Genomic DNA, 21978 nt, shown 5'->3' on the forward strand with positions numbered 1-21978 from the left:
CGGAGCCGGGGATGTCGGCGACGGGGGGGACGTCGTGGTCACGGCCGGACCCCCGGACCCGCCTGGGGTGCGTCGCCTGCTGGCCGGGCTGCCGGAGTGGTTCGGCATCCCGCAGGCGGTCGAGGACTACGTCGCCGCAGCTGGCCGGCTGCCGACGGTCTTGGCCCGGGACCGCACGGGCGTGGTGGTCGGTGCGCTGCTGCTCGACCGGCACTACGCCGAGTCGGCCGAGATCCATCTGCTGGCGGTCGACCGGCGCCTGCACCGCCATGGCATCGGCACGGCGCTGATCGCTGCGGCGGAGCGCGCGGTGCGTGCGGACGGGGCGGTGCTGCTGTCGGTGAAGACGCTCGGCCCCTCCCGACCGGATCCGGGGTACGACGCCACCCGGCGCTTCTACCGTGCCCGCGGTTTCCTGCCCGTCGAGGAACTGCACGGGCTCTGGGAGGGCAACCCGTGTCTGGTGATGGTGAAGCCGCTGCTCGGCTGAGCGGCGTCGCCCGGCGCCGGTGTCCCGTGCCCGCCGACGGGGCGTGGTGCTCAGCCGACAAAGATGCAGAACGGGTGGCCCGACGGGTCGGCGTAGACGCGCAGTGGCTCCTCGTCGTCGTCGGACCGGTCCAGCAGCAGCCGGGCGCCAAGACCGCGGACCCGCTCGTCCTCCGCGCCCAGCTCGGCGACCCCCGGGACGGTGAGGTCCAGGTGCGCCATCTGCGGGTGCGGTCCCTCCGGCCAGGTCGGCTCGGGCAGATCGTCCACCTGCTGGAACGCCAGCCCGATGCCACCGCCGGGGTTCCGCAGCACCAGCCAGTCGGTGCCGCGGGGATCCGGCTCCCCCGCGGGCGGCGCCTCGTCGCCGGGCCGGTAGTCCCAGTGCAGGAGCTCCCGGTAGAACTCGGCGAGCCGGCGGGCGTCCATGGTGTCCAGCACGACCTGCCGGAAGACCGCGGTGGCCGGGGTGGGAGTCGTCATGGTGGTCATACTGCCGACCGTCCGCTCGACGCGCCGGTCGGGGACGGACCGACGCGGCCGGGGTGCGGGCCGGGTCAGCCGGTCGTACTGCCGGCCGAGGCACGGTCGGCGTAGGGCAGCGCGACGGTGTCGGTGTACCGACCCCAGGTCAGCCGCAGCACCCAGCAACCGGGCGCCGGGACGTCGACGATGGACGGGCCGGGCCCGCCCGGCACAGTGGTGCTCATGGTGGTCGACGTGCCCTCGAGCCGGCCGTCGATGTGGAAGGACAGGTCGACGCGGTCGCCCGCCGACATCGACGTCTGCCGCGGGTCGGCTGGCCGTGCCGCCCAGAGGATCTTGTTGTTGTAGTCGGCGGCCGGCGGCGAGACCAGCGCGGGCACGAAGACGATGGCCAGGAACAAGCCGTGGTCGCTGAGCACCGAGGGCATCTCCGGCTCCGGGTCGGTGAACCCGACGCGGGCCCAGCTGGGCAGGACCGAGGTCTGCACCGGCTGGCAGGCGCTGGCCGGATGGGTCGGAGCGGGACGGGCCGGCCGGAACAGCAGCATGCCCGCCACGACGAGCAGCACGGCCAGCGCGGCGGCCACCGGTGCCGCGGTGGTCATCCGCCGCCACCCGGAACGCCGTCGGATCGTCGCGGCCAGCTGCGGGTCGTGGGGTGCGTCGTCGGCCAGGTCGAGCAGCGCCCGGTGCAGGTAGTCGTCGGTGGCGTCGGTCCGGTCGTGCAGCGTGTCGTTCACCGTTGCTCCTGTTCCGTGCCGTGGGCGGCGCCGTCGAGGGCGTCGCGGAATCGGTCGCGACCGCGGGACGCGTGGGTGCGGACGGTGGCGGCCGTACAGCCGAGGACCCCGGCGATCTCGTCGTCGGGCAGTCCCTCGACGTGCCGCAGCACGAGCACCGCCCGCTGCATCGGGGTGAGGGCGCCCAGCGCCCGGCGGAACTCGTCGCGCTGCACCACGCCGACCGCCGGGTCGGGCGCCAGCGCCTCGGGCAGCGGACCGGCCGCCGGGCGCTCCCCGGACGACCGGCGCCGTTGCTGGTCCAGGTAGGTGCGGACGAGCATGCGGCGAACGTAGGCGTCCGGCTGCTCGACGGCGACGATCCGCGACCAGTGCCGGAAGACCTTCAGCAGCACCGTCTGCACGAGGTCCTGCGCCGCGTGGCGGTCGTGGGTCAGGGCGTAGGCGCTGCGCTCCCACGCCCGGCCGCGCGCGTCGACGTACGCCTCGAAGTCCTGGGAGCGCACGGTGCTCATGTCCTGTCCAGACGCATCAGGCCGGGCGGATGTTGAGACCGCGGAGGCGGCGGGATGCAGTCCAGAGCATTGTGGCGGCGGGCGACGACGCACTGGCTCTTCCTACAGCCCACGGCGCCGAGCGGAGCACCAGTCGTTCGCTTCCCGATCGCAGCGTCAGTTCCTCGGGGTCCGTCTGCGTGAACGGATTCGGGTGGCGCTGTCCCGCGCGCCACGCACGAGATGGATTCGTGCGGCGCACGTCTGCGCGGGCGCGTTCCCGGTCAGCGCGCGGTCGCGCTGTACAGCGTGCCGACGAGGTCGCCGTCGGCGAGCAGCTGCCCGATGATCCCGGACTGCCGGGCGGCCGTCCGCCAGCGCGGATCGTCGCCGTGTCGACGCTCCAGCAGCTCCTGCACGGCCGCGGCGCGCTCGGTCCATTCCGGTGGGGCGGCCGCCATGTCGCCGGTCGTTGCGCTGTCGTGCAGCGTGAAACCTGCGGCCTCGATCATCGACCGGGCGGCCGCGTCGGTGGGGAAGTCGTTGCCCTCCGGTTGGACGGGCAGCGGCGGGTGCGCCGCGACGTACACCAGCAGCCCCAGGCGACCGCCGGGGCGGAGCACGCGGCGCAGTTCGGAGAGCAGCAGCGGCTGGTCGTCGACCGTGCAGAGCACCCCGAGACTCCAGGCGACGTCGACCGCGGCCGACCGGAACGGCAGCCGCGAGTCGGCTTGCACGGCGGGCAGCCCGAACAGCCGGACGGCGCCCTGGCACGCTCCCGGTTCCGGATCGCACAGCAGGAGCCGCGCACCGGTCTCCCCGGTCGCGAAGGCCGCCGGGCCGCCGAGGCCTGCGCCGCAATCCAGCATGGTGTCCTGACGGCCGACGGCGAGCCGGTCGAGCAGCCAGCGCATGGCTCCCGGACTCCCGCTGCCCCGGCAGGCGGCCGGCGCGTGGTGGTCGGGGCCGAGGTCGAGCGCGGCATCCGCCGTCCACCGGGCCACCGTGTCGAACTCGGCGTCCATGGCGGTGCCGTCGTCCGGAGGCGGGTTGCCCGGTCCGTCAGCCGGCGGCACGTTCATGCGGCACCTCTTCCCTGATCCGGCGGCCGATCTCGGCCTGCACCTCGGCGGCGAACCGCACACCACGCGCGGACGCCATCCCGGAGAGGTTGACCCCGTGCACGCCGTCGATCGCCAGCAACGCCCGGGCCTCGGCCAGCGCGGCGTCGATGCCCGCGGCCACCGGGTCGGGAGCGGCCAGCACCCCGGCGACCACGTCGCGGTCGATCTCCAGCCCGGGCAGCGCGTCGAGCACGGCCGCCGACCGGGCGTCGGTGAACACCGCGACCGCGGCAATCACCGGGATGGTCAGTCCCTGTGCCCGTGCAGCGGCGACGAACCGGGCCACCGACGCCGGGTCGCTGACGTGGTTGAGCACGGCGACAGCGGCGCCGGCACGCTGCTTCTGGACGAGCCGGGCCGGCCGCGCGGCCACCGGTGGCGCCGTCGGCGTCTCGGCCACCCCGGCCGGCAGGCCCATCGCCGCGGCCAGTGCGGCCAGCCGGGTGCCGTCCAGGTCGAACACCTGCGTCACGTCCGGCCGGACGTCGAACGCCCGGCCGTCACCGGTGACGCACAGCACCGCGGCGGCGCCGGCCAGCTGCAACCCCCGCAACTCCTGCTCCAGGACGACCCGGTTGCGGTCGCGGCAGGCCAGCGTCACCCACGGTCGCCCGCCCGCCGCCGCGATGAGCGCGGCCAGCTGGCTGGGCGGGAAGTCGGGCCGGTCCTGGTGGTCGCCGACCAGCATCGCGTCGCACGCCGGGGCAAGCAGTCGCGTGGTGGCGGTCAGCGTGGCCGCGTCACCCGGGGGAACGCTCAGGTCGGTCAGCACCAGCGGCGCCCGCAGCTCGCCGGGTCGCTGGGGCTGCTGCCACTCGGGCAGCGTCCGCCCCGGCTCGAGGAAGACGCAGAGCTGGTCGGCCATCTCGCAGCCACCGGCGGACCGGACACCGCCGCACGGGCCGAAGACCATGCGCTTGGGGCAGCCGGCGACAGGGGTGCTGCTGTCGACGGCCGTGACCACGGTTCCAGCGTGCCACCCGGGCGAGGCGGCCCGGCGCCGGCTCCCGCGGACGGCGAGCTGGTCGCCGTGTGCGGCGACCGGTGCCGGTTGCAGGACCGACGCCGATCTTTGGGCGCGCTGTCCGGCGCGCCCGCGGTGCGGAGGTCGACTGCCGGAGGCAGCGTCAGAGCAATCCAGGTCGGGGCTCGACGGTGTCGGGCACCCGCCAGGCGTCGGGCAACCGGCGGTGGGCGCGCAGCGGCGAGGCCACCGTCAGCCCTCCGGCGACGACCATGAGCCCGGCGGCGACGAACAGCGTGCCGATGTGCCCGACGGAGCTGCCGAGCCACCCGCCGGCCAACGCCGCCAGCGGCAGAACCCCGAGCGTGACGAACCGGCTGGCCGCGCTGACCCGCCCCATCACCGCGTCCGGTGTGACGGCGGCTCGCACCCCGCTGGTGGCCACCTGACTCACTGTCAGCACCGCGGCGATCAAGCACTCCGCACCCGACAGGAGCACGAACGCCGCCGACGGCACCACCGCAGCCACGGGTATCACCACAACCCCCAGGGGCAGCGCCACCGTCGCCACCACCACGACCCGCAGGTCACCGACCGTGGCGACCACTCGCAGTGCCAGGGCAGCGGCCAGGATGCCGGCGACGGCACCGATCGACACCACCAGTCCGTAGGCCGGTGCGGACACCCGCAGGTCGTCGAGCACGTACACCGGCAGCAGAGCCATCAACATGCCTGCGCCGCTGTTGACCACGGCGTTGCGCACCAGCAGGGCGCGCAGCACCGGATGCCGCACGACGTGGCGGAGTCCGACGCGAAGGGCCACGGCAAACGGCTCACGACCGACCCGGTCCGCTTTTTGCTCGTCGACGCGGACCGACAGCAGCAGGACGCCCGACACCAGCTCCAGGACGGCGGACACCAGGTACAGCAGGGGACCGGGAAGCCAGCGCAACAGCTGGCCGGCCACTCCGGCACCGCCGGCCTGGACCGCCTGGTCACCCACTTGGAGTCGCGCACGGGCCTCGGTCACCCGATTCCGGCCGACCAGAACGGGCACGATGGCATCGTGGGCAGTCAAGAAGAAGACGTCGCACAGGCCGAGGACGAGCGCGACGACGGCAAGGTGGGTCACCGTCAGGACGCCGGTCAGGTAGGCGAGCGCCACGGACAACAGCGCCACGCACCGTGTCCAGCTGGCCCACAGCAGGGTCGACCGTCGCCGCCACCGATCGACCCACACCCCCACCAGAAGGCTGGACAACCACCCGACCTGCGCGGCTGCGGCGATCACGCCGACCTCGCCGGCGCCGGCCCCGAGGACAAGCACGGCGGTGACGGACATGGCGAACGTGGCGAACTGGCCGCCGAAACCACCGGCGAGGTTCGCCGTCCACAGCCGACGGAACGCCGACTGCGCCAACACTCCGGCCACGGCGGCTCAGGCTCGGGAACGGAGGACGGTGGGCAGCACCGCGACGACCGCCACGGGAACGGCGATCTGCTGACCCTCGGCCGGATCGGCCACGCCGCGCGGCACGCTCCGGACAACGGACCTCCGCACCAAGGTCATGTGCAGGGTCGCCGCCCGGCGCACGGGACCAGCAGGCCGATAGCCATGGCCAGCGTCGACCGGGTCTGTTGTGCGCCGATCGGAAGTCTGTGAGCAGTGGTGCAGAGTGTGCATCTGCGCGGGCGTGAAGGAACGGCGGTGTCCGCGACATCACCTCGGGTGTCGTGCCGGTCGTCGTGCTGGCCGCGGCGGGCTCGCACGCCTTCGGATGGGCGCTGCTCACGGCTGCGATCACTCCGCTCGGGGACACCGTCATCGTGCGAACCAACGGCGGGACGCTGCACCATACATTGACTGTCCATGTCGCGACCGCCGTGGTGCTCGTCGTCGTCGGCGTGGTTCTGATCCTGCGGTGAGCCCCCGCGCGTCAGCGGTCACCCACCCGCCGGCACCCCGACTCGCCGACACCCGCCGGCTCTGAGCACCTGTCGTATCCCACCACCGGAAGGAACCACTGCCATGAGCACGCCGAACATCCCCGACTCGCCGAGAGCTGCAGCCGCGGCACATCGCTCGGACACCGACATCCGTGACGTCGTCCGAGCCTTCTACGAACCGTTCCGCATTGGCGACACAACCGTATACGACGGCCTTCTCGCCAAGGACTGGCTGGGCGTCCCGCTGGCGCCCGGGCAGGTGCAGGGACCGGCAGGGATGGCGGCAGAGATCGCGCTGTTCCGCCGGGCCATGCCCGACTACGCCGTCACCCACGAGGATCTCCTCATCGACGGTGACCGGGTCGCCGTCCCCAACACGGTCAGCGGGACGCACCAGGGTGCCTTCCTGGGGCACCAGCCCACCGGTCGACGCATCGAGATGCGCACGATGGACATGCACCTGGTCCGCGACCACAGGATCGTCGTCACGTGGCACCTGGAGGACTCTGCCGGGCTCCTGGCCCAGCTCTCCGTAGCCTCGGACGAACCGGTTCGGCGGGCGTGGAGCTGACACACCTGTCCGATCCGACGACCAGGACGCCCGATAGGGCCGAAGCGCGGCCCGCTGCACCGGGTTTGCACGACATCCCCACCGCGCGGCTCTGACCGACGGCGTGCGCCGGATGACGTCACGGAACACCTGTACCGTCCGCGGCGCGACGCGGCGGCAGCGAGGACGGCAGCCCGAACCGGGCGAGGACGTCGCTGTCGAAGCGGGTGAGGGCGGCGATGCGGTCGCCGTCCAGGGTCAGCACCAGCAGGCCGGCGCCGCGCGGTCGCCGGTATAGGGTGTGGCTGACTGCGCCGTCGCCCGGCTCCGGCGTCGTGGATGTCAACTGTCGTAGTGCTCGAAGGCTCCGAGTCGGGACCAGTCCGGCCAGGTCAGCTCCCAGAGTCGGTGGATGAGCCCGTTCCGGTAGGTGGCGATCAGCACAACTTCGATCTCGGTGGCCGGCTCGCCGGGCCGGGCAGTGGTGATCCAGACTCGGCCGGCGATGCGGTCCGGAGTTTCCACCCAGGCCTGTTCGTCGTAGCGGACCTGGTAGCTGATCGGAGTGTCGTAGACCCTGCTGTGTGACTCTGCGAAGGCATCGAAGCCTTGGACAACGCCATTGCTCACCATCTGGAAGTCGGGATGATAGAAGTCCGCGACCGCGGTGGCGTCCTTGCCCACCACCATCTCGTCGAACATCTGCCGTAGCCGCGCCACGCTCACCGTATGCCGCCCTTCACCCTTGTCGACTCTGTCGTTCGAGCAAATACTGCCTGCTGACAAGCCACATTTTGTCCGCCCGTCCGCGCTACGTCTGGTGGCCCTTTCGTCGAAGTCCCGGCCCCAAGGCGGTGAATCGGTAGCGGGCAGCGCACCGTCCGCGCGCTGCCCGCCCGTGCCGGTGTCCGTGGGCCCATGTCCACCGTCTGGTGGAATTCGGCGTCCGTCGCACGATGGCCCGTTCGTCCTACGAGGTGTGCTGTTCCGACGGCGAAGCATCGGCTGTGCAACCGGACGTACCGGCCCGGTGCCCAGCCGACAAGAAAGCCGACTCCCATGACCAACACATCACTTCCGCCCGCGGCTGATCGCCCGTGGCGGCGTCGAGGACGGCGTGCCGTCCTGGTGGCAGCCTTCTCGGCGACCGTGCTCGGCACGTGCCTGGCGGGGGCGGGCGGCGCCAGCGCCGAAACCGTCCAAGCCACAGCGGTCACCGCATCGGCGGGACCCGAGGGCGGCATGCACATCGAGTCCAGCCGCGGGTTCAACGTCCGCAACATGAGCCACTACACGCTCAAGCTCGTCCGGATCGACGGCGACAACAAGTTCGAGGGGCGACCCGACATCGGAACGACCATCTCACCGGGACAGAGCCAACGCTTCGAGGTGCTCTACAAGTACCTGAGCAACCAGCGCGACGACGCCGTCTACGACGTCCTGGACGGATCCACCACGGTCGGGTCCTTCACCGCGAAGATGGGCGTCATGTCCGCGGACGACTTCTGGGGCGCCGCCAAGCGGTACACCGACTGCACGTCCACCACAGGCACCTGCACCCACGACGACGAGAACATCACCTTCCTCAACGACGCCGGCACCGTCAAGACCATCACCGACGGCCAGGCACAGGCCGCAGTGCTCAACCAGTGGTGCAACGAGAGCACGGTCGCCAAGTGCACCTTCGACATCAAGTCCAGGGAGTCGGTTCTCACCGAGTCCCACCAGTCGGGTCCCGGCTACGGCAACGACACCAGCTCACCGATCACCAAGAAGCTCACCACGACCGAGAAGGTCGGGGTCACCGACAGCGTCGAGGTGAACGCATCCACCCAGGCCAGCATCGCCAGGATCGTCGAGATGTCCGTCAACGCGAAGTACGGCAAGACGTGGGTCAGCGAGTATGAGTTCACCGACGAGACCACCCTGACCCTGCAGCCCCACACGTTCTATTGGCCCGTCAGTGTGGATCCCATGACCCGCTACACCGGCGACTTCACCATCACCATGGGCAACACCACCTGGCACCTGACCAACGTCTACCTGCAGACCGCGAACCCCAACGGCCACGCTTCGGTGACCTGGAAGGAACGGCCGATCACGACACCACAGGCCGCGTCCGCGCCCAGCATCACCGGCAACCAGCACACCACCGTCAGCACCTACGGATTCATCGGCGTCTGATGGCGGCAAGCACGGCGTCGCTGCGGTCCTGACCATCACCGGGACCGCGGCGACGCCGGCATTCGCGCTTCACCTGCCTGCACAGGGGTCGTCGCCGCTCGACGAACACCTTCTTCACCGGCCCAGTCCAGTTCGCGAGCCCCCGGGGTCGCTTCCGGCGGACGGCTGGTGTCCCGACTGCTCGGTCCCCGAAAGCGGTGGGTTGACGGAGTCGACGTGACGCTCGGAACACCGAGCACCAGCGTCCGCGCACGACGTCCGAGGCCGGACCCGCGCCGGAGCCGTCGGCAAGCGATGGCGCAGCTGCCCGCGTCGGCGCTGTCGCTCGGGCTGCGTCCGTGCACGGTGGAGCCGAGAACGTGACGGTCTGCAGCCACCCGAGGCCAGCTGTCCGATCACCGGATCCGGCGGGAGAGGTCTGCACAGCCGATCGGTCGGCCGGCGCGGACGGCGGCATCCGTCCCGACAATCCGCGACGGCCGCCCGTCCCGCCGCAGCGACATGCAGCCGTTCCCCGGTCACCGCAGCGCCCAGCAACTGTCCACCGTTCGGTGGGGGTCCACCTCAGCCACTCCTTCCATCCGTCGACCCACCCCCGACTGCACCACCCAGGCGAAGCATGGGAGGAGCGGACAACGAGCCCGCGGTCAGCATCAGGAAGAAGAGACCACCATGAAATTCAACCGCCTTGTGGCTGCGGTCAGCGTCAGCGCAGCGACCACCGCCTTGCTGTTGTGTGCCGGTGGCGTGGCCAGCGCGGCCACCCCGACGCCCGCCAACTTCAGCCAGGGGGCCGTGAACATCGACCTCACCATCACCAACAACAGCGGCGCCCCCATGACCCTCCAATGGGACGGACTGACCGGCACGGACGACCACTGGGACCAGCAGCCCCAGCAGGTCCTGGCTAAGGGCGCCTCCGAGGAGGTCACCGGATACAGCCACGTCCTCACCGATCCCCTGTCGATGGCGATCAACTACACAACTGCGTCCGGTGACCTCGCCGCCTTCGACGTCCAGGCCCAGCAGTGGACTGACAACGGCACCACAGGCACCGAAGTGACCCAGTCGAACGGCCTCCCCGCTACCGACCTGAGCATCGCAGCCTCGGTCAGCCTGCCCGCCGGAGTCTGGGACCACGCGGTCGCCACCGCCACGATCGGGCCGGCCAGCTGATGCGAGCAAGAAGTACCCAGGCCTGCGTAGCCCGGAGCAACGCTGCAAGACCCGGGTGGAAGGCCGGCCGCCGCGACGACTGCTACCCAGGCTGAGCGCCGATTGCCAACCGTGGAACAGGATGCAGTCAGAACCGGGCCCCAAGTGAGCCGGCAGCCCTGCGGATCCGCGGCTACGCGGCCCGCAGCAGGCGGACGGAGGCGCAGTTCCTCGCCGGACTGGGCGAACCGCTCACCGCGGAGGCGGCAGGCCGGGCGGCCGTGTCGCTGGTCGCCGCGCCGGCGCCGGCGAACACCCGGGCGTTCCTGCTGACCACCATCGGGCTGCAACCAGTGTCATGACCGGCCGGGCGGCGCCAGGGCCCTTGGGGCCGCGGACGTCTGCCGGAGCCCACGCAACCGTCGGCGCGGTATCGCCGCCGGACGGGCCGCCTCAGGACCCGCCGAGGAACGGCAGCACCAGCCGTCGATACCGATCGATCACCGTCCGGACGACCTCCGCACCGTCCTGCTGCCAGATGTCGGCGTTGAAGATCTCGACCTCGACGGGACCGGTGTAGCCGGCAGCGGTCACACGGGTGCTGATGTCCGCCAGGTCGATGCAGCCGTCACCCATCATCCCGCGGGACAGCAGCGCGTCGGCGGCGATCGGCAGCAGGAAGTCGTTGACCTGGTAGAGAGCCAGACGGCCGGCGGCAGCCGCACGCTCGATCTGCCCGGGCAGCTGCGGGTCCCACCAGACGTGAAAGGTGTCGATGACGATTCCCACGGTCTCCGCCGGGAACGGGTCGGCCAGGTCCAACGCCTGCGCGACGGTGGACAGCACCGCACGGTCGGCGCAGTACATCGGGTGCAGCGGCTCGAGCACCAGCCGGACGCCGTGCGTGGCGGCAAAGGGGACGAGATCGGCGATCCGGTCAGCCACCCGGAGCCGCGCGCCCGCCAGGTCACGGTCGCCCGGCGGCAGGCCGCCCACCACGAGGACCAGCTCCGAGGTGCCGACTGCGGCCGCCTCCTCGATCGCCGACCGGTTGTCCGCGAGGCAGTCGCCGATCCCGCCGGCGTCGGCCGCGGTCAGGAAACCGCCCCGGCACAGGCTCGTCACAGTCAACCCCGCCTCGGTCAGCATCCGGCCGGCCCGCACCGCACCGACCTCCGCGACCCGGTCCCGCCAGACCCCGAGCCCGCGGATCCCCGCGTGCACCGCTCCGTCGATGGCCTGCTGCAGTGTCCACTGCTTGGTCGTCGCTGTGTTCAGTGCCAGACGGTCGGGGTCGGTCATCGCTCCCATCCCGCGGTGGCCAGGAGGGTGCGCATGCGGTGGGCGGCGCGGTCGGGGTCCGACAGCAGGCCGGCCTGGTCCAGCAACCGGAAAGCCGTGATCAGGTGTCGCATCGGTCGCGCACCGTGCAGACCGCCTGCCATGAGGAACGCCGGCTGTCGGCCGTCCAGCCAGGAGGCGAAGGCGATGCCGGTCTTGTAGTACATCGTCGGGGTCGCGAACAGGTGGCGGGACAGGTCCCTGGTCGACTCCAGGATCGCGCGTGCTGCCGCAGCATCACCGGCATCGAGCGCCTGGAGGGCTCCCGAGGCAGCGGGATAGATGGCAGCGAAGGCCCCCAGCAGTGCGTCGGAGTGGCCGCCGCCGTCACCGACGACAAGTTCCGGATAGTTGAAGTCGTCGCCCGTGTACAGCCGGACCGCGTGCGGAAGCCGCGCGCGCAGCGATCTCTCGAGGTCGGCGTCCAGCAACGACACCTTGACCCCGTCGATCTTCTCGGCGTGGGCGACCACGACGGCCAGGAAGGCGTCGGTGGCCGCGTCGACGTCTGTGCTGCCCCAATAGCCGGCCAGAGCCGGATCGAACATCGGGCCCAGCCAGTGCAGGATGACCGGTGAGTCCTGCTCGGCCAGCAGCGTGCCGTAGACGTCGGCGAAATCGCCGGGCGTGCGTGCGGTCGCCGCCAGGGCGCGCGAGGCCATCAGGACGACGGTCGCTCCGGCGTCGCGGATCACGTCCACCTGCTCGCGGTACGCGTCGACGATCCGCTGCAGCCCGGCGCGGCCGGTGGGTAGGCCGGCCGGTGACAGCTGATCCGTGCCCGCGCCACAGGCGAGCGCGCCACCGACGTTCCGGGCCTCGATGCCGCTCCGCCGAATCAGTTCGCGCGCGGCCGGCCAGTCCAGACCCATGCCACGCTGGGCAGTGTCCATGGCATCCGCGACGCCGAGGCCGTACTCCCAGATCCCTCGGCGCAGCGCCATCGTGGTGTCCCAGTCGATCTCGGCCGGTGCGCCGGGCGTCGTGTCCGACCAACGGTCGGGGACCACGTGCACTGCCGCGTAGGCCACCCGGCTGCGCAACGGCGCCGCCGGGCGGGACCAGCGGACCGGGTCTCGCAGCTCCAGCTCGCTCCAGCCGCCATCCGCGGTGGGCAGCGCGATCGACGTCATCGCCGAACCTCCGGCACCGCGAGCCTGCGCCCCGATCTCGCCGACTCCAGTCCGAGTTCGGCCAGCTGGACGCCCCGAGCACCCGACCACAGGTCGTACCGGTGGGGCCGGCCGGCCAGCACATCCTGCAGGAACTGCTCCCACTGGGTACGGAAACCGTTGCCCAGACTGGCATTGGCCGGGACGTCCAGCCACTGGTCGCGGAACCTCTCCGACGTCGGGACATCCGGATCCCACAGCGGTTTCGGTGTCTGGGCGCCGTGCTGCGCCACGCACCGGGTCAGTCCGGCGACCGCGGACCCTTCGGTGCCGTCGATCTGGAACTCCACCAGCTCGTCCCGGTGCACCCGGACGCACCACGACGAGTTGATCTGCGCGACCACCCCCGCGTCCATCTCGAAGGTGCCGTACGCGGCGTCGTCGGCGGTGGCCGGGTACGGTCGACCGCGCTCGTCCCACCGCTCCGCCAGGTGCGTCCGGACTGTCGCCGCCACGGTCCGGACGGGCCCGAGCAGCGACTCCAGGACGTAGTTCCAGTGGCAGAACATGTCGATGGTGATACTGCCGCCGTCCTCGAGCCGGTAGTTCCACGACGGCCGCTGCGCCGGCTGCACCTCGCCGTCGAACACCCAGTAGCCGAATTCCCCGCGGAGCGACAGGATGCGTCCGAAGAAGCCCTGGTCGACCAGCCGGCGCAGCTTCACCAGGCCTGGCAGGAAGAGCTTGTCATGCACGACTCCGACAGTGACCCCGGCCTGATCGGCCACCGAGGCCAGATCGACGGCAGCGTCGAACGTCTCTGCGGTCGGCTTCTCCATGTAGACGTGCTTTCCGGCGGCCAGTGCCTTCTTCGTCGCCGCCACCCGACGGTCCGTGACCTGGGCGTCGAAGTACACGTCGACGGCCGGGTCGGCCAGCACCGCGTCCAGATCCACGGACCATCCCGCGACGTCGTGCTGCTGGGCGATCGCAGCGAGCTTTTCGGCGTTGCGTCCCACCAGCACAGGCTCCACCTGCACCCTGGAGCCGTCCGGGAGTTCGAGCCCGCCGTCCGCTCGGATGGCCAGCACCGAGCGCAGCAGGTGCTGCCGGTAGCCCATCCGCCCGGTGACGCCGTTCATCGCGATGGTCAGGCGGCGTTGCGGTTCCGTCATCGATGCGCCTTTCCCGCCGGGAGGGTCAGTAGGGGTAGTGCACCGGAGCGGTCGCCACGGTGTACCAACGGGTCTCGGTGAACTCGGCGACGTTCGCCACCCCGCCCGACCGTCCGCCCAGACCCGAGTGGCCGATGCCGCCGAACGGCGCGATCGCCTCGTCCTGGGGCGTGGCGTCGTTGATGTGCACCATCCCTGCGTGCAGGCGGTCGGCCATCCGCAGCCCACGGGTGACGTCCCGCGTGACGATGGAGTTGACCAGTCCGTACGAGGTGTCGTTGACCAGCGTGATGGCCTCGTCGTCGGTCTCGAAGGGCAGCACGGCGACGACCGGAGCGAAGATCTCCTCCCGCCAGAGCGCCATGTCCGGGGTCACGCCGGTGACCACGGCCGGCCGGAAGAACGGCGCCGTGTCCGGGCCGCCGGTGTGGACCGTCGCTCCTGCGGCCTCGGCATCGCGCAGCAGCTGCGCACCCCGGTCGAACTGCGTCCGGTTGATCATCGGACCCAGGCCCATCGCGGGGTCCGTCGTATCCCCGACCGCGATCGACTCGGCGCGGCGCTGCAGATCGGCGACGTAGGCGTCGAGGACCGACCGGTGCACGATGTGACGGCCGGCGGAGATACACGTCTGTCCCTGGTAGTGGAAGCTGGACCAGGCGCCGATCATCGCCGCGGTGTCGATGTCGGCGTCCTCCAGCACCACCAGCGCGTTGTTCCCGCCGAGCTCGAGTGAGACCTTCTTGAGCAACTGTCCGCAGGTGGCGGCGATCTCCCTGCCGACGCGGGTCGATCCGGTGAAGTGGACCATGGAGACCAGAGGGTGCGCGACGACGGCCTCGCCGGCCTCCTGGCGCCCGGGCAGGACCTTCAACAACCCGTCGGGCAGACCGGCGACCGCGAAGGCGTCGGCGATGGCGGAGCCCCCGGACAGGGGCGTCTCCGGTGACGGCTTGAGCACGACGGCGTTCCCCAGGGCGAGCGCCGGCCCCACGACCCGCATCGCCAGTACGAGCGGGAAGTTCCACGGGGTCAGCACGCCGACCACGCCGACCGGGACCTGCCGGCTGTAGGACAGCCGACCCGGATGGGAGGTGGGCAGCACCGCACCCAGCGGCTGCGACGTCAGCGCGGCGGCTTCGTGGAGCTCGGAGATCGCCGCATCGATCTCGTAGTCGGCCTTGCCGGCGATGCAACCGGTCTCGCGTACCAGCAACCTGCGCAGCCGCTCCCGGTCCGCCTCGAAGGCCGCCGCCGCCGCCAGTAGGACGGCGGCCCGGGCAGCCGGCGCGGACTCCGCCCAGCCGGATTGCGCCGCGGCCGCGGTGCGGACCGCGGCGTCCACGTCGTCCGCAGTGCCGGCGGGTGTGTCGCCGAGCGACTCGCCGGTCGCCTTGTCGCGGACCACGATCCGGTCGATCTCGATGGTGCTCATGCGGGTCTCCGTTCAGGTTGTTCGGCGTTGAACACGGGGGACAGCAATCGGCGGGCCAACGCCATGGCGCCGGTGACCGGGGCCGCCGTCAGCAGCACCGTGCGGCTCGCCGGCAGCAGCTCGCCGATTGCGGCGGTGAAGCCGTCGTACAGCAGGGGTTGTCGGGTCATCACCGTGCCGGCGGCCACGACGGTGCCGGTGTCCGCGCCGCGTCGGTGCAGCTGCAGCACCAGTTCGGCGAGTGCACGGGCACCGGCGGCGATGACGTCACGGGCGATGACCGAACCCCGTGCGGCGGCCCGGAACAGCGGGACGGTGCCCCGGACCCAGTTCTGTACGCTCGGGTCGTCGTTGACCGCACGGGCCAGGCGTGGTGGGTCCGGCACATGGAAGGCCTGCAGCAGTTCGGTCAGCAGCGGATCGGACCCGCCGGAGTCGTGCAGCCGCAGCACGGCTCTGGTGCCTTCCCGGACGAGAGCGGGTGCGCTGCCCTCGTCGCCGAGCACCCACCCCCATCCACCGGCGAACATCAGCCCGTCCCCGGCGGTCACGGCGACGGCGATCGATCCGGTCCCGGCGATGACCCCGACCCCGCGGGCCAGGCCCGCCGCGGGTAGGAGCAGCGCGGCGTCGTTGGTGACCACGGTCGGTACGCCGGACAGCCGCGCCAGGGCCTCGCCGAGTTCGACGCAGTGCTGTTCGTCGTCGCAGCCCTGGGCGCCGACGGCGATCGCGGCCGGTGTCCCGCCGGCACCGTCGTCGGTGACGGTCTCCTGCACGATCCGGTGCAGCCACGCGGCGGCTTCGGCCACCGGTTCCGCGGTCCACTCCGCACTCGGCACGGTGGTGTCGACGACGACCGTGTCCGCGCGCTCGGCCCGCACCGCCGTCTTGGTGCCTCCGACGTCGAGCCCGACCACCAGCGCATCGGCCCCCGGGTCCACCTCACGAGACGCCGGCACTGGTCACCTTGGTATCGGAGGAGTGGAAGACGAACTCTTCGATCTCGACGCCGCGGGTCTGCGCGAGCATCCCGGCAACCGCCTGCAGCGTGACGGTCTCCAGGACGGTCCGCATGGCCGGGGGAACGTCCGGCACGGTGATCGACCGCAGGTTGGCGTGCACCTCGGGCGTCCGGCTGGTGAGGAGCAGGACCGGGATGCCGCTGACGGCCAGCGTCTGTGCCAGGTCGGCCTCGCGGTCGTCACCGATCAGCACCACCTTGGCACCTGCAGCGGACTCGATGGCTCCGTGCAGGTACTGCCGGGTGCTCAACGCGGTGGCGGGAATCCGTGCCACCTCACGGCAGAGCAGCGCACCGGCCTCGGCTGCACCCAGGGACGCGCCACCGGCCACGTAGTCGATGCACCGGGCATCAGCCATGAGGGGTGCCGCAGCCGTCGCCAAGTCCGCCGCGGCCCGTTCGACGTCGCCGAGCAGTCGCGGGAGCTCCCGCCATCGGGAGTCGACCTGGCCTCCGTCCCAGGCGTCGGCGAGCATCCCGAGGCCGGTGACGGTGACCGTGAAACCGATGGTGGAGGCGTAGCTGTCGGCGAAGTGGCCGAGCGCCAGCCGATGCGCCGCCGCGTCACCGATGGGCGAGCGGTCGGCGTTCACCACGGCGTACCGCTGCCCGACCGGAACGGAGGTGAGGGCGGCCAGCGTCTCTGCGCTCCGCCCGCCCTGCGACACCGCGACGAGCGGGTGGGTGGACAGCGGGAAGGGCAGTGGGAAGTCCCCGGCGGACAGTCTCCAGGCGTGGATCCCGCGCGAGCGCAACGTCCAGACCGCCGGGCACGCGGCTGCCAGGCTGGCGCCGATCCCCAGGAAGACCGGGCCGGCACCCGTGAAGCGGCCGTCGGCCTGCTGCTCGCGGACGCGCTGCGGGAGTGTGCCGACCGCCTTCTCGATGGCTGTCCGCTGGAGTGCCCGGGCGTCGGCGAAGGTGATGTGCTCCGGTGGCGGACCGGCGTTCTCCGCCATCCGCGACGTCTGCGGTCCGGTCACAGGGTCTGCTCCCTCGGGTCCCAGGTGCTGTCCACGAGCTCGACGGGCGGCGCCATGCTGGTCACCGGGACGCTGCCGCCGGACGCGATGGACTCCTCGATGGCCAGCAGCACGTCGAGGGCATGGCGCGCCAGGTCACCGCTGCACCGCGGACCGGCACCGGATCGGATGGCACGGGCGAGGTCGAGAGCGCCGACGCCGCGATCCCGCTCGGTGCCCTCGGGCGGCAGAGCCACGGCGGCGGCTTCCCTGGGTCCGCCGGCCGCGACCAGATCGCTGACCCCGTCGAACCCGCTCACCGGCACGGTCAGCGTGCCGGCCGCGCCGGTCACCTCGAACAGCTGTCGGCGGACCGGGGAATCGAAGCTGTAGATCGAAGTGCCCACCACCCCCGACTCGAACTCCGTGAGGACGCTGACGTGACTGGACACCTCGACATCGAAGGTGCGTCCGGCGTCCGGCCCGGACCCGATGGTCCTGGTCGGGGAGGCGCGGTGGCCCTTCGCGGTGACCCTGGCGACGGATCCGAGCAACATGGCCAGGGTGGCCACGTAATAGGGACCGATGTCGAACAGCGGGCCGGCGCCCGCCCGGTAGAAGAATTCCGGACGGGGATGCCAGCTCTCCGGTCCGGGACCCTGCATCAAGGTCAGCACCGTGTGGGGTGCACCGATGCGGCCGTCGGCCAGATGCCGCGCCGACGATTGGATACCACGGCCCAGGATGGTGTCCGGGGCGCAGCCGACCAGCACGCCGGCATCCGTGGCTGCCCGCAGCAGCGACTCGGCGCCGGCCCGGTCGGTGCCCAGCGGCTTCTCGGACCAGACGTGCTTGCCGGCCTTCACCGCCGCCAGCGACAGCGGCACGTGCTGGGCCGGCGGCGTCAGGTTGACGAGCAGCTCGAGGTCCTGGTCGCCGAGCAGGCCGTCGACGGTGTCCGTCCGCTCGATCCGGTACGTCTCGGCGCGCTCCCGGGCGCGTTCGGTGTCCAGGTCGGCGATCGCGGTGACCTCGATGTCCGGGTACTGCCGCAGCGAGTCCAGGTACTGAGCGGAGACGTCCCCCGCTCCGACGATGCCCACGCGGACCGGCCCCGTGGCGGTGACCGTCATGGCGACAGCAGCTTCCCGAAGAACGCCGCGTTCTCGGCGAGCAGCGGGAACACGTCGTCGGTCACCACCTCGACGATCAGCGCCTCGGTCGCGGGTCCCGCGAGGCCGACCACCTCGGCCATCCGCCCGGTGATGTCCACTCCCTTGGCCGGGGGATCCTCCGGCTCCGGAGCCGCGTCCTTGACATGCAGGAAGCGCACCCGGTCGGCGTACCGGGGCAGCAGCTCGAAGACGTCTGCGCCGCCCATGCTGGCCCAGTAGGTGTCCAGCTGCAGGTCGACCCGGTCGCCGAGGGAGTCCGCGAAGATCTCCCAAGCGGGCACGCCGTCCACGACGGTCTCGAACTCGAAATCATGATTGTGATACCCCAGCCGCAGACCGTGATCCGTCAGCCGGGCGGCCAGGTCGAGCACCGTGGCCCCCAGGGCGTCCAGACCCTCCCGGGTGCGGAAGAGTTCCCGGTCCGCGGACGGCAGGATGACGGTCGAGGCGCCCACCGCGTTCGCGGAGCGGACGACGTGGTCGACGTTCTCCGCCGTGACCTTGACGTGCACCGTCGGCGCGGTGAGTCCGGTGGCGGACAGCGCGTCGACCAGGGGCCGGACGTCCTCCAGCACCGAGTACGGCTCCACCGTCGTGTAGCCCATCTCCGACAGGCGCTGCAGGGTGTCACCGGTGTCCGGACCCAGGTGGTCCTTGACGCTGTAGAGCTGGACCCCGAGTGTGCGGGTCACTGGTCGCCTCCGTGGTGGTCGTCGTGTGGGTGCCCCGCCTGGTGGTGACCGGGATGGCAGCCGGAGCCGGTGGTCGGGGGGACGTTCAGGGCCGGATTGCGGTCGAAGAAGCCGTGCGGTCGGAGCACGAAACCGGTCCGGTCGACCGGCATGACCGGCCAGTCCTCGATCCGCGGGTAGTGGGTGAGACCGAAGGTGTGCCACAGGGTGATGTCGGTGCCGTCCACCGGACGGTCGTCGGCGGTCCACGCGGGCAGTCCGGCACCTCCGGGATGCAGGTTGACGAAGTCACCGGCCGGGTAGTTCTGAGCCGGGTCGTAGGCGGTCACCCACAGGTTGCGGGTGGCGAAAGCTGCGCGTCGCGCGATGTCCGACCGCGGATCGGCCAGCAACACGGGGAGTCCCTCGGGGTGGAGCGCCCAGCCGACGTCCTGTCCGAGACGGTTCTGCCGGCCGGGATTGCTGATCCGCCAGATCCGTGACCTGGTGTTGTCGGCGGTCCGTTGCGCGTCGCCCTCCCGGCGCAGTCTGGTGACGGTCTGCCCGAAGGCATTGCCCCGTGGGTTGTCCGGGCCGATCGGCCACGGCACCGCGTCGATCTCGTCGACCGCGTTGACGGGGCCGTCCACCGTGACGTCCAGCCGGGCGCAGAACAGGTGCTGGTGGATGGGCGCGCCCAGCCCGGGGGCCACCTCCGTGGCGAACTGGTAGCCGGTCCCCGGGAAGGCGGAGGTGAACACCACGCCGGTGGCCTTGACCTCGAGCTCGATGGCGCCGTCGAGTCCGAAGTACCAGTAGAAGCCGTAGTCGTAGTTGCCGACGGTGACGAAGAAGCTGACCACCAACCGCCGGTTCCGTCGACTCTCGGACGAGCCGTTCCAGTGGTCGGTGTGCTTCCACAGGATGCCCGTGTCCTCCTCGTGGATGCAGATCGCCTGCGGCACCGTGCGGCTGCGCCCGGCGTTGTCACAGACGACCGCGTCGAGATAGGTGATCTCGCCGAGGCAGTCGCAACCCAGCTCGAGCGAGTTGGCGAAGCCGCCGAGCAGGTACTCGCCGCCGTCGAAGAAGTTCTGGAACCATCGCTGCGGGCTCGGATCCCCGTAGGGGACGACCATCTCGGCAAGGGACGCGCGGGCGAGCACCGGCCGCAGCGTCTGTCCGTCCTGGATGGCGATGTTCCGCAGTACCAGTCCTTCGCGCTGGTCGAAGGTGACCTGCAGCCGCCAGCCGGCCCAACGGAGCACGCCGAGCTCGTCGATCGTGAAGCTGGGACCGTCCGGTTGCGTGATCTCTATGGGCCTGAGGTCGTCGCGGTCCGGGCCACGCCAGGACGCCAGGTGGAAGTTGCCGTCCTCCGCCGGCACCGGTAGTTCCGCATAATCGACGACCTCCAGCACGGTGCCGGAGATCACGTCCACCATCACCGTCACGCCGTCCACCGGATGGGCCCAGCCCAGATCGTCGGGGGTGCGCTGGACGAAGGTGAAGCAGCGCTGGATCCGCCGTCCTGACTCCCCGTCGGCCAGCACACCGGCCGACAGCGGGTTCACCCGGAGTGTCGACAGGTCGGTCAGGCCGCGCCGGGCCATCGCCGCCCGCCAGTCCGGGTTCGCGTGCACGACCTCCTCGACCAGCGAGAATTCCCGGAGGACAACCGGCACCGCGCCGTCGGTCATCGGATCGAGGACCCGGGACGAGAGCACCTCGTCGTCCGCCGGACAGACGAGGACGTCGCGGGACTCACCGGAGGACAGGTCGAGCAGGAACCCGCGGAACCGGCGCGGCCCCGGATCCGTGGCGATCGTTCGGCGATCGGGTTCGGCCAGGCCGAGGTACGAGACGACGCTGTTCTCTCCGAGGTCACCGCTGGCGCGGAGGATCTCGCACACCCGGTCGACCTCGTCCGCCGACATCGTCCGGAGCGCGACGTCGACGTCGGTGGTTGCGGTGGTACTCATGCGGCCGCCAATCGGTCGAAGGCTGCGTCCAGGTCGGGGTTCGTGGCGCGGCGGCTGTCGTCGGCGTCGAACCAGTCGACGATCTGACGTGCGCCCTCGGAGAAGGTGATCGTGGGCTCGACGCCCGGCGAGAACTGGCGGAGCACCGCGGTGTCGAACAGCAGCGAGTGCCGGAAGTCGTCCGCCAGCACCACGTCCCAGGCGGGCCAGTGGCGTCCGATGGTCTCGCTCGAGCGGTGCACGAGCAGCGGGTCGCGCACTCCCGCGGCCAGCGCGAGCTCTTGGTGGATCTGGTCCCAGGTCAGTGACCGGGCCGGTACGACGTTGATCGACTCTCCCACCGCCTGCTGGTTGCCCAGGATCGGCAGCGCCGCTCTGGCGAGGTCGTCGGCATGCATCAACGTCCACAGCGACGTGCCGTCACCGTGCACGACGACCGGCCGGCCCGATCGCATCCGCTCGACGGCGGTCCAGCCGGCGAGCAGCGGCACCGTGGTGCGGTCGTAGGTGTGCGCCGGCCGCAGGATGGTCAACGGTAGACCGGTGCTGCGGTGACGGTCCTCCAGGAGGAGCTCGCAGGCCAGCTTGTTCCGCGCGTAGTCGAAGCGCGGCTGGTGACGTGGACTGCTCTCCCTGATCGGGAGTGTCGGGCTCGGCCGTTGGAACACCGAACAGGTGCTGACGAAGACGAACTGACCGGTCCGAGTGCCGACCACGTCGGCCACGGTGCTCACCTGGTCCGGGGTGAAACCGACCCAGTGCACGACGCAGTCGAAGGTCCGGTCCCCGACCAGCCGGCCGAGTGCCGTGGCGTCATGGACGTCGCCGCGCAGGAGTTCCGTCCCGGCCGGCAGCTCGCGACGGGGCTCGGCGCGGGTGACGACGGTGAGCTGGTCGCCGCGACCGCACAGGGCGGCAGCGACGGCGGACCCGATCATGCCGGCACCGCCGAGGAAGAGGACGCGCAC

Annotated in this window: 23 protein-coding genes; 5 read left to right on the forward strand and 18 right to left on the reverse strand. The window is 71.3% G+C overall.

From position 1 onward, the window contains the following. Nucleotides 1–67: 67 nt before the first annotated feature. Nucleotides 68–490 carry a GNAT family N-acetyltransferase gene (locus IEY37_RS08175; protein WP_229674176.1) on the forward strand — a complete coding sequence of 141 codons (423 nt, stop codon included), beginning with the start codon at nt 68–70 and terminating at the stop codon, nt 488–490. A gap of 50 nt (nt 491–540) precedes the next feature. Here the strand turns inward: IEY37_RS08175 and IEY37_RS08180 are convergent, their stop codons facing one another. From IEY37_RS08180 to IEY37_RS08205, 6 genes are all read right to left on the reverse strand, one after another. Then, entirely contained in the window at nt 541–981 is a 441-nt protein-coding gene (locus tag IEY37_RS08180) for a VOC family protein (protein ID WP_229674177.1), read from the reverse strand. A gap of 65 nt (nt 982–1046) precedes the next feature. After that, nucleotides 1047–1715 (reverse strand): hypothetical protein, encoded by a 669-nt coding sequence (locus IEY37_RS08185; RefSeq protein ID WP_188941058.1) that lies wholly within the window; start codon nt 1713–1715, stop codon nt 1047–1049. Next, nucleotides 1712–2230, reverse strand: a complete 519-nt coding sequence (locus IEY37_RS08190) for a SigE family RNA polymerase sigma factor (RefSeq protein WP_188941059.1) — start codon at nt 2228–2230, stop codon at nt 1712–1714. The genes IEY37_RS08185 and IEY37_RS08190 overlap by 4 nt, the downstream gene beginning before the upstream one ends. A 263-nt stretch (nt 2231–2493) precedes the next feature. Further along, entirely contained in the window at nt 2494–3291 is a 798-nt protein-coding gene (locus IEY37_RS08195; protein ID WP_229674178.1) for a class I SAM-dependent methyltransferase, read from the reverse strand. Beyond that, complete coding sequence (locus tag IEY37_RS08200) at nt 3272–4297, reverse strand: methylenetetrahydrofolate reductase C-terminal domain-containing protein (protein WP_229674179.1); 1026 nt, start codon at nt 4295–4297, stop codon at nt 3272–3274. The genes IEY37_RS08195 and IEY37_RS08200 overlap by 20 nt, the downstream gene beginning before the upstream one ends. Before the next feature lie 163 nt (nt 4298–4460). Continuing rightward, a complete protein-coding gene (locus IEY37_RS08205) occupies nt 4461–5729 on the reverse strand; it encodes an MFS transporter (RefSeq protein ID WP_188941060.1) in 1269 nt (422 codons plus the stop codon). Between the two features lie 287 nt (nt 5730–6016). On the opposite strand from IEY37_RS08205, the gene IEY37_RS08210 reads away from it, so the two are divergent. Continuing rightward, on the forward strand, nt 6017–6223 hold the full coding sequence (locus tag IEY37_RS08210) for a DUF4267 domain-containing protein (RefSeq protein ID WP_188941488.1): 207 nt from the start codon (nt 6017–6019) through the stop codon (nt 6221–6223). Between the two features lie 103 nt (nt 6224–6326). Beyond that, nucleotides 6327–6815, forward strand: coding sequence for an ester cyclase (locus IEY37_RS08215; protein ID WP_188941061.1), 489 nt, complete (start codon nt 6327–6329; stop codon nt 6813–6815). 118 nt (nt 6816–6933) lie between these two features. Here IEY37_RS08215 and IEY37_RS08220 read toward each other — a convergent pair whose 3' ends face one another. Next, entirely contained in the window at nt 6934–7140 is a 207-nt protein-coding gene (locus tag IEY37_RS08220) for a hypothetical protein (protein WP_188941062.1), read from the reverse strand. Continuing rightward, complete coding sequence (locus IEY37_RS08225) at nt 7137–7520, reverse strand: nuclear transport factor 2 family protein (RefSeq protein ID WP_188941063.1); 384 nt, start codon at nt 7518–7520, stop codon at nt 7137–7139. Before IEY37_RS08225 ends, IEY37_RS08220 begins: the two co-directional genes overlap by 4 nt. Nucleotides 7521–7922: 402 nt before the next feature. Between IEY37_RS08225 and IEY37_RS08230 the strand changes: the two genes are divergently transcribed. Both IEY37_RS08230 and IEY37_RS08235 read left to right on the forward strand, forming a co-directional pair. Beyond that, nucleotides 7923–8978 (forward strand): hypothetical protein, encoded by a 1056-nt coding sequence (locus tag IEY37_RS08230; protein WP_188941064.1) that lies wholly within the window; start codon nt 7923–7925, stop codon nt 8976–8978. A gap of 672 nt (nt 8979–9650) precedes the next feature. Further along, nucleotides 9651–10154 (forward strand): hypothetical protein, encoded by a 504-nt coding sequence (locus IEY37_RS08235; protein WP_188941065.1) that lies wholly within the window; start codon nt 9651–9653, stop codon nt 10152–10154. Between the two features lie 432 nt (nt 10155–10586). Here IEY37_RS08235 and IEY37_RS08240 read toward each other — a convergent pair whose 3' ends face one another. Genes IEY37_RS08240 through IEY37_RS08285 form a run of 10 tightly spaced genes read right to left on the reverse strand, consistent with a single transcriptional unit; the run spans nt 10587 to nt 21978 of the window. Continuing rightward, a complete protein-coding gene (locus IEY37_RS08240; RefSeq protein ID WP_188941066.1) occupies nt 10587–11435 on the reverse strand; it encodes a sugar phosphate isomerase/epimerase family protein in 849 nt (282 codons plus the stop codon). Continuing rightward, a complete protein-coding gene (locus IEY37_RS08245; protein ID WP_188941067.1) occupies nt 11432–12607 on the reverse strand; it encodes a dihydrodipicolinate synthase family protein in 1176 nt (391 codons plus the stop codon). Before IEY37_RS08245 ends, IEY37_RS08240 begins: the two co-directional genes overlap by 4 nt. Further along, on the reverse strand, nt 12604–13761 hold the full coding sequence (locus tag IEY37_RS08250) for a Gfo/Idh/MocA family protein (RefSeq protein WP_188941068.1): 1158 nt from the start codon (nt 13759–13761) through the stop codon (nt 12604–12606). Before IEY37_RS08250 ends, IEY37_RS08245 begins: the two co-directional genes overlap by 4 nt. A 25-nt stretch (nt 13762–13786) precedes the next feature. Next, the gene (locus tag IEY37_RS08255) at nt 13787–15196 is read right to left on the reverse strand and encodes an aldehyde dehydrogenase family protein (protein ID WP_188941069.1); all 1410 of its coding nucleotides are present in this window, start codon (nt 15194–15196) and stop codon (nt 13787–13789) included. After that, nucleotides 15193–16158: an N-acetylglucosamine kinase gene (locus IEY37_RS08260; protein WP_229674181.1), complete on the reverse strand. Its 966-nt coding sequence runs from the start codon at nt 16156–16158 to the stop codon at nt 15193–15195. The genes IEY37_RS08255 and IEY37_RS08260 overlap by 4 nt, the downstream gene beginning before the upstream one ends. After that, complete coding sequence (locus IEY37_RS08265) at nt 16142–17203, reverse strand: SIS domain-containing protein (RefSeq protein ID WP_229674182.1); 1062 nt, start codon at nt 17201–17203, stop codon at nt 16142–16144. The genes IEY37_RS08260 and IEY37_RS08265 overlap by 17 nt, the downstream gene beginning before the upstream one ends. After that, nucleotides 17200–18315: a Gfo/Idh/MocA family protein gene (locus tag IEY37_RS08270; RefSeq protein ID WP_188941070.1), complete on the reverse strand. Its 1116-nt coding sequence runs from the start codon at nt 18313–18315 to the stop codon at nt 17200–17202. The genes IEY37_RS08265 and IEY37_RS08270 overlap by 4 nt, the downstream gene beginning before the upstream one ends. Further along, nucleotides 18312–19049 carry a sugar phosphate isomerase/epimerase family protein gene (locus IEY37_RS08275; protein WP_188941071.1) on the reverse strand — a complete coding sequence of 246 codons (738 nt, stop codon included), beginning with the start codon at nt 19047–19049 and terminating at the stop codon, nt 18312–18314. The genes IEY37_RS08270 and IEY37_RS08275 overlap by 4 nt, the downstream gene beginning before the upstream one ends. Then, on the reverse strand, nt 19046–21010 hold the full coding sequence (locus IEY37_RS08280; protein WP_188941072.1) for a primary-amine oxidase: 1965 nt from the start codon (nt 21008–21010) through the stop codon (nt 19046–19048). Before IEY37_RS08280 ends, IEY37_RS08275 begins: the two co-directional genes overlap by 4 nt. Then, complete coding sequence (locus IEY37_RS08285; protein WP_229674183.1) at nt 21007–21978, reverse strand: NAD-dependent epimerase/dehydratase family protein; 972 nt, start codon at nt 21976–21978, stop codon at nt 21007–21009. Before IEY37_RS08285 ends, IEY37_RS08280 begins: the two co-directional genes overlap by 4 nt.

The sequence above is a fragment of the Nakamurella endophytica genome, from assembly GCF_014646215.1.
Taxonomy (GTDB): domain Bacteria; phylum Actinomycetota; class Actinomycetes; order Mycobacteriales; family Nakamurellaceae; genus Nakamurella; species Nakamurella endophytica.

What these genes read in the sequence shown, in the direction of transcription:
- IEY37_RS08245 (WP_188941067.1), bottom strand. Translation starts at nt 12,607, where the DNA reads ATGACGTCGATCGCGCTGCCCACCGCGGATGGCGGCTGGAGCGAGCTG.
- IEY37_RS08180 (WP_229674177.1), bottom strand. Translation starts at nt 981, where the DNA reads ATGACCACCATGACGACTCCCACCCCGGCCACCGCGGTCTTCCGGCAG.
- IEY37_RS08240 (WP_188941066.1), bottom strand. Translation starts at nt 11,435, where the DNA reads ATGACCGACCCCGACCGTCTGGCACTGAACACAGCGACGACCAAGCAG.
- IEY37_RS08250 (WP_188941068.1), bottom strand. Translation starts at nt 13,761, where the DNA reads ATGACGGAACCGCAACGCCGCCTGACCATCGCGATGAACGGCGTCACC.
- IEY37_RS08255 (WP_188941069.1), bottom strand. Translation starts at nt 15,196, where the DNA reads ATGAGCACCATCGAGATCGACCGGATCGTGGTCCGCGACAAGGCGACC.
- IEY37_RS08215 (WP_188941061.1), top strand. Translation starts at nt 6,327, where the DNA reads ATGAGCACGCCGAACATCCCCGACTCGCCGAGAGCTGCAGCCGCGGCA.
- IEY37_RS08195 (WP_229674178.1), bottom strand. Translation starts at nt 3,291, where the DNA reads ATGAACGTGCCGCCGGCTGACGGACCGGGCAACCCGCCTCCGGACGAC.
- IEY37_RS08235 (WP_188941065.1), top strand. Translation starts at nt 9,651, where the DNA reads ATGAAATTCAACCGCCTTGTGGCTGCGGTCAGCGTCAGCGCAGCGACC.
- IEY37_RS08270 (WP_188941070.1), bottom strand. Translation starts at nt 18,315, where the DNA reads ATGACGGTCACCGCCACGGGGCCGGTCCGCGTGGGCATCGTCGGAGCG.
- IEY37_RS08280 (WP_188941072.1), bottom strand. Translation starts at nt 21,010, where the DNA reads ATGAGTACCACCGCAACCACCGACGTCGACGTCGCGCTCCGGACGATG.
- IEY37_RS08190 (WP_188941059.1), bottom strand. Translation starts at nt 2,230, where the DNA reads ATGAGCACCGTGCGCTCCCAGGACTTCGAGGCGTACGTCGACGCGCGC.